Origin of the sequence: Lamprobacter sp. (assembly GCF_034860625.1) — a bacterium.
Lineage (GTDB): Bacteria > Pseudomonadota > Gammaproteobacteria > Chromatiales > Chromatiaceae > Lamprobacter.
In genome coordinates, this window is sequence record NZ_JAYESN010000098.1 from 1 (window position 1) to 15,044 (window position 15,044).

Consider the following 15,044-nt stretch of genomic DNA (forward strand, 5'->3'; position numbering starts at 1 on the left):
GGTATCCGTTTCGGTATCCGTTTCGGTATCCGTTTCGGTATCCGTTTCGGTATCGGTGTCGGTATCCGTTTCGGTATCCGTGTCGGTATCCGTGTCGGTATCCGTGTCGGTATCCGTGTCGGTATCCGTATCGGTATCGGTATCGGTGTCCAGATCCGTGTCGGTATCGGTATCCAAGTCCGTATCGGTATCCGTGTCCGTATCGGTATCGGTATCGGTGTCCGTATCAGTATCGGTGTCCGTATCCGTATCAGAATCTACAAAATCATCGGGCCCATCAATATCTTCAAGGGCTCCGAATGGCTCGACGACTGGAAATTCTATCGGGTCGGGTTCAGGGTCCAGATCAGGGAATGTGGACGGGAAAGCAACGCCGCCCTCAGGAAGAGGTGCGTCAACAGGGGGAACAGGATCTTGCTCACCCGTGGAAAGGTTAGGCTGCTCTTCTGAAGGCTCGCTGGGTGTTGTCCCTTCGGTGCCGCCCTGAGGATCAAGCCTTAGAGTTCCAAGCTCTTCGTCAGCGCCCACGGCGTCTTCGCGGGTGCCAACGAGAACGTTTTCGTTGCCCTCACCCATGGCTGAGTCGGGCGGGGATGTGAGCTCGTCTGGGTTTTCTAGATCGAAAACCCTAACATCCTGGAGTGAAGTCAACTCATCAAACGCAACCTGTTGGTCGTTTGCAGTTGTACTTTCTGGCGCCTCATCAGGCTGTCTATTGTTCGGCTCGGCCATGGATTCCATCAACCCGGGTAGTTTTCCTCACTCCCTAAGGATAGGGTTCTAGGTCAAGGTCGGCTAGCTGGCCAAAGGTTATAAGCTCCAGATGGATTTGCTAACGCTCTCTGAAGGCGCGAGACAAGCCATCGACAACCGGCTTGGCAAGATAACCAAGTAACGTCTTCTCGCCAGTGATAATTTCCGCATCGACTGCCATGCCAACACGTAACCGGTAAGCGCCAGAATCATCGCCAACATAAGGCGTGTCGAGCGATACCCAGCCCAGAAAGTAGGCGCCACCATCGTCCGCGACGACGCTAGAGGCAGCGATCCGTCCGAGCGTTCCTTTGGCTAAGCCGTAGCGGGTATAGTCGTAGGCGCTCACACGAAGGTTAACCGGTTGCCCCGGCTCAACATACCCAATGTCACGTGGCTGGATGCGGACTTCGGCTTCGAGCGGCGCGCTGTCGGGCACGATCTGCATGAGGATCTCACCTGGCTGTATGACCTGGCCAATCGTCCGGACCCTAAGGTCAAGCACATATCCAGTAATGGGTGCTATGACTTCAAGGCGGTTCACCCGCGCGGTAAGACGCAGCAGGGTCTCTTGAACCTCAGCAATCTCAGCGCGCACGGTACCCAGTTCGTTCGCCGCATCGCGTTTGAGCTGATTGCCGGTATCCAGAAGCCGCATTTCCGTTTCCGCAAGCTCCTCGGTAACCAGGTCGATTTCCTCAGTGAGTCGCATGACTTCTCCGATTGCGGTGACCTGAGCCCGTCGGGTCTCTAGCACGGTGGTTCGATCGACGAGCTTGCGCTGGCCGAGCTCTTCGCGCATCGCTGAGAGTTCTGCGGTCAAGACTTGATGCTCTTTGGCGGTGGAGAGCGCATCTCTAAGCTGCCTGATCCGCCGCCCGCGTTGGTCGATCTGCCGCTTGAGAATCTCCAGTGTCGAGTCACGGGTCGCCGTCTGGCTGAGAAAAATGGCGCGCTGATCCGCAACCAGACCCGGATAGCTGTCAGCCTCATTCGAAAAATCCGGCTCCCGCCCCTCAATGAACGCCTGCAGACGCTCAGCCCTGAGACGCAGGGCGACAAGCCGCGCGCGCATCTGGAGTTGATCGGCTTCGGCCTGCGAGCCATCAATCGTCAGCAGCAGATCACCCGCGTGAATGAGTTGCCGCTCTTCAATCTGGATCGATTCGACGATACCACCATCGAGATGCTGCACGGTCTTGATGTTTCCAGCCGGTATGATCAGACCGGGCGCGATAGCGACCTCGCTCAATTGCGTAGTGCCAGCCCATACCAAGAACAGCACCACCACGGCTGAAATCAAGTAGAGCGCAGGTCGGAAGAACTCAGGGACCAACTCCTCCTCGATCCGAACGGTTTCCGACAGCAGCCGCCGCTGCCGGCCTGACAGCTGAGCCTTGATGGAAGACTGATCAGGCTTCGGTTGTTCTGACCTCTTCTTCATGAGCGCTTTCCTGACTTGCGACCCCTTTGTTGCGTTTGCCTTTGTTGCGCTTGATAGGGCCCGATCGACTCGACGCGTGCATGACGCATCGAGACGACGACGTCGGCGAGCCTCAGATGACCGGGGCGCACGGTCACAACAATCAGCGTAGCGCGCCCACGCAACCATTGCAGACAGCGCAGGAGCGCCGCTTCACCCTTGTTATCCATGCCTGTACCGGGCTCATCCATCAGCACGATGGGTGCCGGTTTGAGCATGACGCGTGCCAGCGATAGGCGCTGGCGAAAACCACCGGGCAGTTCATTCATCCGGCTGCCGGAGATCCGAGTCTCGAGGCCATCTGCAAAGGCATCAGAGAGAACCCCGGCCATCTCCGCAGCCCACACCACCTCTTCCCTGGTCGCCGCGGGATGCACGAGCATGAGATTTTGCGCGAGGGTGCCGTAATAAATATCGCAATTCTGCGGCATATAGCTGATCCGGCTGCGCAGATCTGCGGCCGTCAACTGGCGGATGTCCACCCCATCCAACAAAATACTGCCGGCCTGGGGTGCATACAGGCCAAGGAACAGCTTGAGCAAAGTCGATTTGCCAGAGCCGCTTGATCCGGTGATTGCGACGAACTGCTTAGGCTCGATGCGAAAATTAACCCCTAGCAAGGACGGATCGACATCATTGGAATAACGGAAAGACACTCGTGACACATCAAAGGCACCGGGGCTCTCCGGGCGCAAGGTTTGCCGGACACCACGGGCATCTTCGGTGGGGAGCCGCATCAGGCCTTCGAGCTGCTTGACATTCTCCTTGATGCGAGTGGCCGCAGTGGCGGCGACAAAGACATTCTGCATCGGCCCGGTGATACGCCAGGTCAGAATCTGCGTCGCAATCAGCGTACCATTGGTGATGTCGCCACGAATCGCCAACCAGGCCGATGTCACAAGAGCACCAACCCCAGTCAGGTTGGCGATGACCTGACCCATAACACGCACATACTGATTGCTGCGGCTTTCCTGACTGCCGCCAAAGACCGCTCCAGCGCTCAAGGCGCGCAATCGTTCAAACCAGGTCCGCTGTGATCCGGTTTGGCGAATCACGCGCATGGATGCCAGCATCTCATCCAGAAACTCGGTTCGCGAAGCCATCCGCTTCGAGGTCTTGGCCAAGAGCGAGCGACTTCTATTGATCGCCACCATAGCCGCCAGCACGAACGCCACGACAGACACCAGCAACAAGACACTCATCCATGGATTGATGAGAATCAGCACCAATACCAGAATGGATGTTGCCGGCAGGTCGAAGGTGAGCAGTGCAAGCGGACCGATGAAATACTCGCGCAGCCGGACGAGCCCACGAATCCGTCGCACCTGTCTGGCGACCGGCACCTTATCGAGCGCGGCGGCAGGCAACCCGAGCAGCTGCTGGGTCAGATTGACCCCAAGCAGATAATCCGCCCGACCGCCGATGAACGCGAGCAGTCGCCCTCGCGCACGACTCAGCACCCAGCCGAGCAAAACGGCGATGAGTACGCCAACGACCATGCTGATGGCAACCGAAAAATCACCAACCGGAATCACAGCGTCCCAGGTGGCACGCACGAATAACGGCGGCGCCAGGCTGAGCACCGTGGTCAGCAGGGTGGCGACTAGAATGATGAAACGGTGGCGCTTGAAACGATTGGCAATCGCGCTAATCCACTGACGCTCATCGACCTCGCCACGAGTCGCCTCAGCCTCTGCCATAAACGTGTAATAGTCGCCGCGCTGCGCCACGGACTCCACCTGTGTCTCGACGCCGGTTGCGCCATCCAGCACTCTGAGTAAGCCGTCAGCGTCTCGACCGAGCAGCACGCACCCGTGCGCATCGTTGGGCAGCAAGAGGCAGGGCAGCAACCGGTCGTCCGGCGCCTGGCGCAGACGCCCGATTGCTGCAGGGCGATATCCTAACTGCACCAACGCCGAGAAAAAACTCGAGAGATCAATCCGCGCATCGAAGTGCGGCAGCGATTCGGCCAACTCGCGCAGGCGTCCATGCCAACCCAGCGCATTCAGCAACGGCAGTAAACAGTGCGATAGATCGGTGTGCTCATGAAAGCGCTGCTGCATGATCAGGGCAGGATCGGAGGCCGGCTCAGGCCTGGGCGCCACCTCCAGGCTCTCCTGTGGCCATTCGATAGCAGGCGGAGCACCTTCGATCAGGGCACCATTATCGAAGTGATAAATTTGGTCAGCCAAGATCAGATAAGAAGGTCGGTGAGTCACCATGACAATGGTGCGCTGCTGGCGATTATTCTCCAGATAGCGCCGCACCGTCTGGTCCGTGTCCATGTCGAGGAAGACATTGGCCTCATCGAACAGAATCACGTCAGGTTCATGCACCAGCGCCCGCACAATGCCAATCAGCTGGCGGGCGCCACCGGAGACGGCTTCATTGGCCGTCTCACCCAAACGGGTCTCATAGCCGAATTTCATGCCAGCAACGAAATGATCCAGCCCCAGCTCGCGCGCGATCGAGAGTGCTTTGTCGTTGAGCGCCTCATCGAACATGGTCAGGTTTTCGAGGATGGTTCCGCTGATCAACTGAGCGGATTGCGGTAGCAAGCCAATGCGGGCATGCAATGTACTGGAGTCAAACTGCGACAACGGCTGGCCATCAACAAGCACCTCACCACCATCTGGCTGCTCGGCACCACAGAGCAGATTCAGCAACGCCGTTTTTCCGGTGCCGCTGTCGCTTTGAATGGCCATGCAGGTGCCCTTGGGTAAGCGCAGATCGAGATGCTCGAACAGCGGCTTATCGCGATACTGCAGCCTGACATCACGCAGCTCAAGACCCTGCATGATGGGCGGCAATGGAGGCTTGTTGGCGTTATCCATAGCAGGCAAATCCAACAAGGTTTGCAGCCGTGCGCTCGCTTGTTCGAAGGCGTTGACCTGATTGCGCACACTCAGGGTGCGACGCAGTGGCCGCATCAGTCGCATGGATAGGATCAGGCAGGCCGCCAGACCCCCAGGCGTCATCTCACCGCGCATCACGAACCATGAGCCAAAGAAAATGATACCGACGACCATCAATTGGGAAAAATAATGGCCGACGCGATCAATACGACTATCGAGATCCAGACTGCGCTCGCTGACCTCGGATGTCGCGCGCTGCAACCGCTCATAACGACGCAGCATCAGGTTTTCCATCATCATGGCCTTAATGGAATGAATGCCGGAGAAGACCTCGACCAAAAAGCCAGATCGGCGGTCTTCCTGCCCAACCTGACCGGCACTCAACTGTCCACCGTCACGCCCGTAGCGAGTCATAACCAGCATGAACAACAGGATCACCAACAGCGGGTAGGCCACCAGTGTGCCACCAATCAGCCCGACCAAGATCAGAAAGAGCAGAACAAACGGCAAGTCCAGCAAGGCCAGAATCGCCTCGCCAGAATGGAACCGAGCAACGCGGCTCGCATCGCGGAGCTTTTCCGCATAAGCGCTCGGTTCTTCACGCTCGTAGTCCCTGAGTGGAACCTGAAACAGATGCTGAGTGACCTGCATCGTCAACTGATATTCCTGGCGAGCGGTCAGCCAATTGGTAATCACGCTATTGGCGAGTCGCAGCGCCTGCTCCAGAAGCAGCGCAATCACCAGCCCGAGCGCGAGGAAGGTCAGTGTCGATAACGCCTGATTCAGGATGACACGATCGAGAATCTGCAGAATGCTCAAAGGCAGGGCAAGCGCCAGCAGATTCGACAAAAAGGCACTCACTGCAAGCCCAGGGAGCACCTGACGGAGCTCAGGATTTCGGAATAACTGAGCAATCGCGCCGACCGGCTTTTTTTCCTCCGTCTTATCCATCCTGTCTGTCGTCATGAGCGTTGTTGAATCCTGCCAGAGGATTTAGACCAGAATCCCTGCGACCCCTCGTTGTACCAGCGGGCTCGCGAAACCAACCCGCCGCAAGCCACTGCACTGCGAGGATAAAGGCGCTGTTTTCAGGTCAGGCTGCGCGGCGCTGCCGGACAGTTGCAACAACCCGGCGCGCACGGCCTCGCGCACCTGATCCTCGATCTCCTGTCGCGGCATCGCGGTGAGCGCTTGGATGCGCTCAAACGTGCAGGGGGCGTGCGCCTCGTTCAGCACCTGTAGCAAACGCCAATCCAACCGATATCGGTCAAGCTCAGTGGCCAGGGTCAGCAGCACAGGAAGGCTTAGATGCTGATGGCTATCCGCGGGCCACTCCAACGCAAACAGGGGCACACCTTCGGTGCATTCCAGCAGCGCTTGCGCGTCCTGCCGCCGCGGCAGCTGGCCTGGGTTCCGAGCGTTTGCGCCGGCCAACAGCTGCTCCAGACCAGCGGCGTCCAACCCAGGAAGCCGAACGGAGTCAAGTCCACCGGATACCGGCGCGCGCGCGGTCAGCACCACTCGACAACCGGCCCCGAGCAGCCACTCAAGCTCAGCGAGCAGAGTCGCTCGGCTCGCCGGCGGCAGCAGATCAACATCATCGATGACCAACAACCCCTGCCCGACCTCGGGAGCCGTCCGCAACGCGGCGCCCGCCTGCTCGACCGTCATCGGTACGCCCGTATCGGCATCGTAGAGGGCGGCGGCCCGCGCCTCTGGCAACACCCGCAGGTAGCGTGCCACGCCACCCTGCGCTCTCACCCATGCAACCAACGACCGGCACAGATGCGATTTTCCGATGCCCTGACGACCCAACAGCTGGAAACAGGACGCCTCCGAGTCAGGCAGCGAGGTCAGCCGTTGCCACTGAGAGGGGTACAGCAGCGACTCGGCGCTTGGGGTGAAATCCAGACTCAACAGCCGTTCAATGCGGCCAAAGGAGATCCGGTCCCCTAGGGAGGAGGATTCGAGACCGTGAAAGACCTGGAGAAGACGCAGAAAGTTGTTGCCAATCCCTAAGGTGCCCGGCTGACATTGACTCAACCGGCGACGGGTGACTGAAATCACCGGGGTTGCGACTGTATCTCCCGTCCAGCGGCCGCGGGCATCGATACTGATGACCGCCATGCCACAATCGAGCGCAGCGGTGAGGGCAGCGGGATCGAACAACCCCTGCTCCCCTAGCTGATGCCGCAACCGACGCAGTAGCAAGACGACCCTGGTGGCATCCCAAGGCGAGGGCGCACGAATCCCAAAAAGCAGGATGCTGCCCTGCTCCCCGCGCGCCATCAGAAAGGCGCGGGCATCCGTGGCCAGCTCCTTCAATGCGGCACTGAATGCCTGTCCTGACACTGGGTCGAGCAAGGGCGGGATGGCCAGGGCGAGCACAATGCAGGGCCGACGGATCAGCAGCAGGTCCTCGGCGATATCCGCACTGAGACCACTGATGGCGTGAGAAACGGATGGGGAGACAGACTCCTGGGCGAACAGATCCTTGCCCTGAGCAACCGCCATACTCCGGTTTTGCACATTCATGCGCTTGAACAGCGCCGCAATATGCTGCTTTACGGTACCGAGACTGATCTCAAGGTCCTGAGCGATCTCCTTATTGGCCTTGCCCTGACAGAGCAGACTCAGGATCTGTCGCTGCCGCGGCGTCAGCTTGAGCTGGCGTGGTGATGCCTTCGCTCCCCAGGCCCTCGCTCCCCAGGAGGCCGACGCTTCATTCATCCGCTCGATACCGCTTTAGCGCCCATTGCATCGTCGAATCCAGTCCCTAAGAATTTCCGGCATGCGCGGATGAATACTTGGGATCAGGCCAGGGGAAACGCCCGACGCTCATGGCATCATCATCATAGGCGTCGACCGTGCAGCGCGTTTGTGACTGGCGCAGGGTCAAACACCAATTCTCGGCTTGCTGTTCTTCTCTAAACCCCGCAACCGCCAGCCGATACCAGGTTGCCGCCTCAGCCTCCGGGGGCAGCGTTGGTATCGGGTTGAGCGCCAGCAATGCATGCCCCTTAACCTGGCTGGGAAAGCGGGTCTGCAGATCACGCCAAGTCGCCTCGGCCCCTTCCCGAGAATGGATGCCTGTCAGACTCACTAGCCACCCGCGCGCATGCTCTGATCCCTTGCCAGAGGGTTTCTTTGCGGGTTCCTGCCTGGACCAGCCATCGCTCGGCGGCCAACGTTTTGCGATGGTCAGCGACGGCAGATCGCCTGTCAGCATACTGGCCAACTCAAGGCGCGGACGATCACCATCGCCAGGCAAAGGCGCGCGCAGCGGCGCCCCACCACCGAGCGCAGAGAATAAATCGACATAGCCCCGAAGGTTATCGCCACTGAATCGATACAAATCGTCCAGATAGCGATGATAGGTTCGGGCCGTATCCAGCCAGGTCAGGTAGTCAATCACCCCACCAAGGTAGGCATCCTGACTGTTTGACCAAGCGCGGTATGCCGCATCGGTCGCTTCCTGCTGCAGGCTTAATCGCTGCTGCGTCTGCTCAATCGACGAGAGCGCGCCCTCGACCTCGATACTGGCGGCATAGATGACTCTCACGTAGGTTTCCAACAGTTCTTCATGAACCGCACGCGAGTAGTCGATGTCGCGCTTGCGGCGTCCCGCATCGAACACCGTTGCCGACAAATTGGCGACAAACCGCATAAAGAGCGTATGCGGCATGAACACCTCTTCGATGAACTGACTGCCGAAACCAAACTCCCCTGTCAGATCGAGCGGTGGCAGCACGCGCGCGCGCGCCACATTGATGTTAGCATCCGCCGCCAACAATCCCGCTTCGATGGCCCTGACGTCAGGCCGCTGCAACAACAGCACCGAGGGAACCCCCGGTTTGACCCCTGGCCTTGCCAGCATCTTCAGGCCGTAGTCTGGCAAGCTGACACTGCCCGGCAACCCCCCCAGCAGAGAGACGAGCCGGTTCTTGACCCTGACCCGCTCTAAGGCGATGGCGGGCATATCGGCCTGCACACCCTTCACTGCCGTGCGCTGCTGTTCGACATCAATCCGCGTCGCATCGCCCGATTCCAGGCGCGCTAGCATGCCATCGAGCATATTGTCGAGCACCTTTTCGGTCTCGGTGGCGATGCGCAGGCGATCGTTGAGGGTCAAATAGTCGATATAGGTCCTGACCACATTACTGGTCAGCTGGCGCATGCGCTCGTCGTAATTGAACACCGCGCGCCAGAGATCATAATCGGCTGCCTCAGCCAGGGACTTCAGCTCTCCCCAGAGATCAACCCGCCAATCGCCGCGAAGGCCGACCTGATAGGTCTCGCTGCTGTCCATCTCCTCGCCGCGGTCGCGCGAGCCGACGCCCCCATCGGGAGCTTCGTATTCATAGCGCAGGGGCGCCGACACCTCAGGCAGTCGACCGCCCTCAGCCTGGGACGCCCGCGCCAGCGCCTGCAACACGCGCTGCGAGGCAATGCGAAGGTCAGGATCATTGGCGATGGCGCGATCAACCAGCCGATTCAGCACTTCATTGTCGAACAGCCGCCACCAGAAGGCGAGCGCCGCCTCTTCGGGATTCGGGCTCCATGAGGCACCGTCGCTGCCGCGCGCATTCGAGAATTGAGCCGACATCGGAATCTCGGGGGTATCGTAGCGGAGCCTTTTGTTGATGACGCAACCGGACAACACCGCCAGCGCGAGGACCAACAGGAGCACGAACAGCGGTAAGAACAGGGTCGCGCCCCTCCTGCAGCGAGGGCATCGCCGAGCCAAGTTCAGCGGCAGGCAGCTAGAGACTATCGACAGACATCGGCGCATCGCAAAACCACCTAATCAAATCCTTGTTGAGAGTGCGTACCTCCCCGCGATGCCATTCAGCCTCCCTCAAGCCTAACAGCGGGCACCGACCAACACTCAGGGTCATCATAGCCCATTGGCACGAATAAACCTCTTTCGCCTGAGCCTGGAGCCTCATCACGCAGCACAAAAAATGTCGTTCCGCAGCAAATGACCATGGATCATCACCCTTAGAAACGCTTGGAACAATGCCTGAAGTCATTTGCGTTGATCCATCAACCTCCTCAACAACCGCTGAAACGCCTGGCTCCTCTGCCGCAGTTGCTCAAGCGGCGCCTCCGCGGCTGAACGCCTGTTCGCGCGCGCCTGCTGCCTGCATCGGCGAGGGCAGATGCAGGCACTGATCGAGCGTCTTATCCAGGGCCGCATCCGTGATGGGTTTCAGTAGAAAGGCATCGAACAAGGTCTCTAGGCCAAGGCTTCGCTCGCCAACAAAGGCATCCGCACTGAGCGCGATGATTCGCGGTTGCTGCTCCACCGGCAGCAGCGCGCACAGTCGCCAAGCAACCTCGATACCGTCCATCGCCGGCATGTGAATATCCATGAACACCAGGTCCAGGGTGAGCGTCTTCGCCAAGCGCAGCGCCTCGCTGCCGTTTTGGCTGTCAACGACCGTCATACCACGCATCTCGCACTGCGCACGCATCAACGCCCGGTTGAAATCGTTGTCGTCGACGATCAACACGCGCCTGCCCGAGAATCGCTTGTGGCTGCGGCTGGGCGCCGGGCGTTGCTCCGTCTGTTCGGTCAAACCCAAGAGCTGGCAGAGCAAGCTATAAAGCCTCGCGCGGCGCACCGGCTTTGCACACCAGCTCAGCGAGCGTACTGCTGACCTCAATGCTGCCTTGCATCAGCTCCAGCAAGCGTTTACTGATGGCCAGGCCAAGTCCCGTTCCCCCATAGCGACGCGTAATGGCCGAATCAGCTTGCTCGAAAGGTCTAAACAATCGGCGCTGTTGTGCTTGCGATAGCCCGATGCCGGTATCAGCAACCAGGACGCGCAATCGACCAGGTGTCTGCGCATCCGCGGTATATAACTTGTTTATAATCGCGCCTTAAGCCCGACAGGCTCCTAGGGCCACCAGCAGCAGTGCCAGCAGCACGATCAGTGTCGACATCAGCACCCGCATCAGCACGCCGCAAGCGGACGCGATTGAAGCCCATGTTCATGTCGACGCCACGGAAATCGACCTCAACGCGTTCAGGCGTTGGCAGCTGGCTCAGCCCGACCTCGATCTGGAGCGGCCGCACCGCCGGAATCCCGCGCGGTTCGATGTCGAGACGCACCTCGCCGCCATCGGCAAAGCGCACCTGGCAGGCCTCGCGCAACAGATCGCAGTCGGGATTCAAGGGCGCGCGCTCGCTGAGCGACGGATGCAGGAGCGGCCAGGCTTTGATCAACACCACGACGACCACGGCGAGGGCGAGTCCGATTGCCAATATCCAGAGAGGCCGCGCGTTCTGGTCGCTCATCGTCGCCTCAAACACGGAGTTTACGCGCATTCGTCGCGGCTTTGCGTGTATTGTATCCCACGGAAGCGACGGGTTACGCTGCGCTCACCCGCGCTATACGCTATGGAAAGTAGCGGTAGAACTCGCGGCGATGAAGTACGCGCATGACTTCAATCGTATCGCCTTGCAATTCGATCCCTATGCGGCAAGCACCTGTCCGAATCCAATAGCGATTCGGATAGCCAGTCATCGGTTTTACGTCGTTGATTTCTCTCAAAGAAGTTGCGGCTGGCAGAAGATCGAAGGCAAGAGTGAATATGGGATGATAGACCGGTTGGTTTTGTAGTTTTTTGAGATCGCGAAGGAAGGATTTTCGGTACCTGGTTTCCATCCGGTCATCCCTCCAAGTACTTTAGAGCCTCCTCCCGGCTTAGGAGTGGGGTATCTCGCGCTTCATCCATGGCTTTGTTCAGACAATAATCTTCTATGCCTTCCGATAGAGTCTGGACGGACAGGGGTTCGCCCGGTAACAATCGCTTCCAGAGTTCTATGGGAATCACCACAGCTTTTGGTTGCCCTTGTCTATCAGTCAGATACTCAACTTCAAACATGATGGCCTCCTGGATAAACTGACGCTGCGCTCGCCCGCGCTCTGCCGCATTCACCGCCCGAGCAGTCCCATCTGGTCCCATCGGGCGATGGCGATTCTGCTCCCAGTTTTCCAGCGTTCGCCTGCTGATACCGATCAGATGGGCGCTCATCCAGATGCCTGCGTAGATTTCCATAAACGGGGTAGACGGTTAGCTCCGCCTTGATCAACACCTTGTATTTCTAGCATGGGGGTATTAACCCACTCAAATAGCCCAAGCACCTGATTTGAAACGACTCCAGACAAGCTATGAGTTTGGCTGCCGGCGAGCAAAGATCGCCACATGCTGTGGTAGGCGGAGCTAACCGCCCACCACTTTTCTGCGATAAGGTGGAACAATCACTAAGCCCGAAAAATTAACAAATTTACAACCTGGCTAATACACGAGGGATCTCGATGGCACAGGAAAAACATCGCCGATATCTATAACCTTGCTTTGCTGGCCGGTCGCGGTGTTGACCAACAGATATTCCCCGCCTTCCCAATAATGGATCTCAATAACCAAAATCCCCTGTTTTTGGAAATAATCGCGAAAGCTGTAAAGCTGTACACGATCATCAAGATCGCCGAATTTTCCACGATTTTTGATGTTCAGCTTTTGACCGTTTTTCAGCCGAATTGCCAGTGTATCTCCTTTGCGCTGGACAAACTCTGAATATTTGGGTAACTGAATCCGCTCAATGGCCTGAGCGCATTCAAAGCTGTTACTGATGCCTTTGCAATAATCGTCCAATCGGGCATGCTCGTTCGATCCGACCGGCATCTGTACAGCATCGGTAGTAACGCAGCCGGCCAGAGACACGATAGCGAGCACGCTTATTTGAATTATCCGATCAATGTTTTTCATGTGTTTTTCTATCCAAATTGACAGGCTCAAGCGGTGCTTTTGTGGTCATTGAAACGTAGTCGGACGTGGCTTGATGTTGGGGTCCAAAAACATCTTGCGCTCAGCGGGGTTCCAGGATAACGCGCGCTCGCAGCCCTGCATGGCGGCCCGACTCGATGCTTGTTTTTGGCCGCAGTAACCACCTCCCAGTGCGAGCCATAGGACTCCCCGATCAATTTTCGCGCCGAAAGCGCCACCGGACCAAGCATTGATATAACCGCTTGACGTCGACGCGAACACATCAACATGAGAACCGCCCGAACCAGAAAAGACCGTTGCGGCGCCATCACAGATCATGGCCGACTGATCGATCACATAGTCGGGTTGACTATCCTGATTAAGATCCGCGCTCAGAATGGCTTGCTTTGGATTGACAAGTTTGCCGCCGACCCCACGACAGGTCGAGCTGAGTTCTTCAATCTGTTTTGTTACTGGGGCGGGAAGCTTGGCGGCAATGGCCGATGTGGCGATCAACGCCAGAGGGATAAGCAGCGCAAATGTTGTAAGGCGAGACATAGTGAAAGATCTCCTAAATTAGAGCCTGGAACATTTTCCTTCTGGTCCTGGTGCGCCATCCCGGCGCAATTCGTAGAAGGCCTCGCGCAGAAAGTCTTCGTCCATGCGGTGAATCAGGCTGGTTATGCTCCGCTAAGACTACCGTTTCTCCATCTCGGGTTGCTTCGCTGCTCGCTCGCGTCCCGATAGTTAGCCGCCTCTCGTGGGAATTGGGTCGCCCTCACCCACTGGGTAACAATATCCAATTTCACGGTTTCCCTTCCGATTCCAAGGGATCTGGATTTAACTTGACACAACAAGGCTCGATACTGGGCTCGTGGCTAGCGATTACCCAGGCGGGTCTCTCACCCGCTAGAACACGCGGCCTTGCCAGGCCGCACCGTCCCCCCGAATCACTTGCCCTGAGTGGCTCGAAAAGAATTCGAACCTGGAACCTTTAACCCTTGCCTGTGCTTCCCTTGTGTACATGCTGCCGCCAATACCCCGGCGAAGCGACTGGGTGCCTGTATCGCTCTCTTCCCCAGCCGTGCCAGCCTTCCCCGCATTAACGGACGGGTCGGCCTTCGCATTACCCTTTTCGAGGATTGCTCAGCGTTCACTCACGTTGCGGCCTGCACACTCGCCAAGTCACCCAAGGTGACCCTCTACACCAGAGGCTTCAGCCATTTCGTTGCCTCCATGACTGCTCCGATTGCTTCCGGCTGGAGCGACCGTTGCCGGGTGGGACTTTCACCCACTGGGTAAGCACCGCCTTTCCACGGCGCACGTTAAAGATGGGCTAGGGCGATCCGCCATTCCAACGTCAGACCAATCCGCCGACGTTGGTGGATCCCGATTGGCTACACGGTTCCGTTCCCACCGCGATTGTGTCGACCGCGACCGCCGTCACATCGAAAGCTTCATGTCATGCCGACGTTGGACGAGATCGCCAACGTCGGTGGATCCCAATTGGCGGAACCTCCTATCGGAGTTCCGCCTTACGCGGTTTGAGTGGCTCTAAAAGAATTCGAACCTGGAACCTTTAACCGCTGACAGCAACCGGTTCTGGCTTCTGAGCCCAGCACCAAAAGGGTCGGCGACTGCTGGCTCGAGACCCCGTAAACGGTTACCCTTTATTTAAATTAACCCTGGGCACTTTTTTAATTTTTTTTAAACGACTCTTTACGTCAAATATTCTGTTAATGGTCCAAGCTATATCCCTCCCCAAATTTTGCGCATCTTGTGCTGCACCACCGTAATCGCAGGGTGAATAGAGACTTTGGAATGGCTTTATACCACCAAGGGAAAAACCATAAATCTCAATTTCGCTTGCAAAACCATCCGCATACGCTATCATGCCCGTTGACAAACCATCCAAAGCTTCGACGGCAGTCGATGAATCCCAATCCCAAGGATTGTACCATTTTCTAAATAGACCAAGCGGGTCTATCCAATTCACGGGAGAGTTACTGACGTAGGCAAAAAGATTCGCATCGCCTCCATTAAAAAGAATCGGGTCTTTCGTCAGCCAACGCCCAAGGTTGGAATCATAATCTCTCGCACCGAACTTCACTAACCCGACATCTTGGTCATACAATCCACCCGCAAACCCAAACGGTTGAAATCCGGGATTGGTATCC

At 57.8% G+C, this 15,044-nt stretch carries 13 protein-coding genes; all 13 read right to left on the reverse strand.

Annotation, left to right across the window (positions count from 1 at the left end; all coding sequences use genetic code 11):
• A partial coding sequence (locus VBE63_RS19250; RefSeq protein ID WP_323684638.1) for a hypothetical protein occupies positions 1–732 on the reverse strand: 732 nt, incomplete at its 3' end.
• A 100-nt stretch (positions 733–832) separates the two neighbouring features.
• The gene (locus VBE63_RS19255; RefSeq protein WP_323684639.1) at positions 833–2,197 is read right to left on the reverse strand and encodes an HlyD family type I secretion periplasmic adaptor subunit; all 1,365 of its coding nucleotides are present in this window, start codon (positions 2,195–2,197) and stop codon (positions 833–835) included.
• Positions 2,194–6,057: a peptidase domain-containing ABC transporter gene (locus tag VBE63_RS19260; protein WP_323684640.1), complete on the reverse strand. Its 3,864-nt coding sequence runs from the start codon at positions 6,055–6,057 to the stop codon at positions 2,194–2,196. Before VBE63_RS19260 ends, VBE63_RS19255 begins: the two co-directional genes overlap by 4 nt.
• A gap of 27 nt (positions 6,058–6,084) precedes the next feature.
• Positions 6,085–7,821, reverse strand: coding sequence for a LuxR C-terminal-related transcriptional regulator (locus tag VBE63_RS19265; protein ID WP_323684641.1), 1,737 nt, complete (start codon positions 7,819–7,821; stop codon positions 6,085–6,087).
• 46 nt (positions 7,822–7,867) lie between these two features.
• Complete coding sequence (locus VBE63_RS19270; RefSeq protein ID WP_323684642.1) at positions 7,868–9,883, reverse strand: TolC family protein; 2,016 nt, start codon at positions 9,881–9,883, stop codon at positions 7,868–7,870.
• Positions 9,884–10,187: 304 nt separating this feature from the next.
• On the reverse strand, positions 10,188–10,673 hold the full coding sequence (locus VBE63_RS19275) for a response regulator (protein WP_323684643.1): 486 nt from the start codon (positions 10,671–10,673) through the stop codon (positions 10,188–10,190).
• A 22-nt stretch (positions 10,674–10,695) separates the two neighbouring features.
• Positions 10,696–10,926 carry an ATP-binding protein gene (locus VBE63_RS31480; RefSeq protein ID WP_416274588.1) on the reverse strand — a complete coding sequence of 77 codons (231 nt, stop codon included), beginning with the start codon at positions 10,924–10,926 and terminating at the stop codon, positions 10,696–10,698.
• Positions 10,907–11,395: a hypothetical protein gene (locus VBE63_RS19280; protein ID WP_323684644.1), complete on the reverse strand. Its 489-nt coding sequence runs from the start codon at positions 11,393–11,395 to the stop codon at positions 10,907–10,909. Before VBE63_RS19280 ends, VBE63_RS31480 begins: the two co-directional genes overlap by 20 nt.
• A 100-nt stretch (positions 11,396–11,495) precedes the next feature.
• Positions 11,496–11,765 (reverse strand): type II toxin-antitoxin system RelE/ParE family toxin, encoded by a 270-nt coding sequence (locus VBE63_RS19285; RefSeq protein WP_323684645.1) that lies wholly within the window; start codon positions 11,763–11,765, stop codon positions 11,496–11,498.
• A gap of 4 nt (positions 11,766–11,769) precedes the next feature.
• On the reverse strand, positions 11,770–12,159 hold the full coding sequence (locus tag VBE63_RS19290; protein WP_323684646.1) for a hypothetical protein: 390 nt from the start codon (positions 12,157–12,159) through the stop codon (positions 11,770–11,772).
• Between the two features lie 240 nt (positions 12,160–12,399).
• Entirely contained in the window at positions 12,400–12,870 is a 471-nt protein-coding gene (locus VBE63_RS19295; protein ID WP_323684647.1) for a hypothetical protein, read from the reverse strand.
• A 45-nt stretch (positions 12,871–12,915) separates the two neighbouring features.
• Positions 12,916–13,425 (reverse strand): hypothetical protein, encoded by a 510-nt coding sequence (locus VBE63_RS19300; RefSeq protein WP_323684648.1) that lies wholly within the window; start codon positions 13,423–13,425, stop codon positions 12,916–12,918.
• A gap of 1,105 nt (positions 13,426–14,530) precedes the next feature.
• A partial coding sequence (locus tag VBE63_RS19305) for an RHS repeat-associated core domain-containing protein (RefSeq protein WP_323684649.1) occupies positions 14,531–15,044 on the reverse strand: 514 nt, incomplete at its 5' end.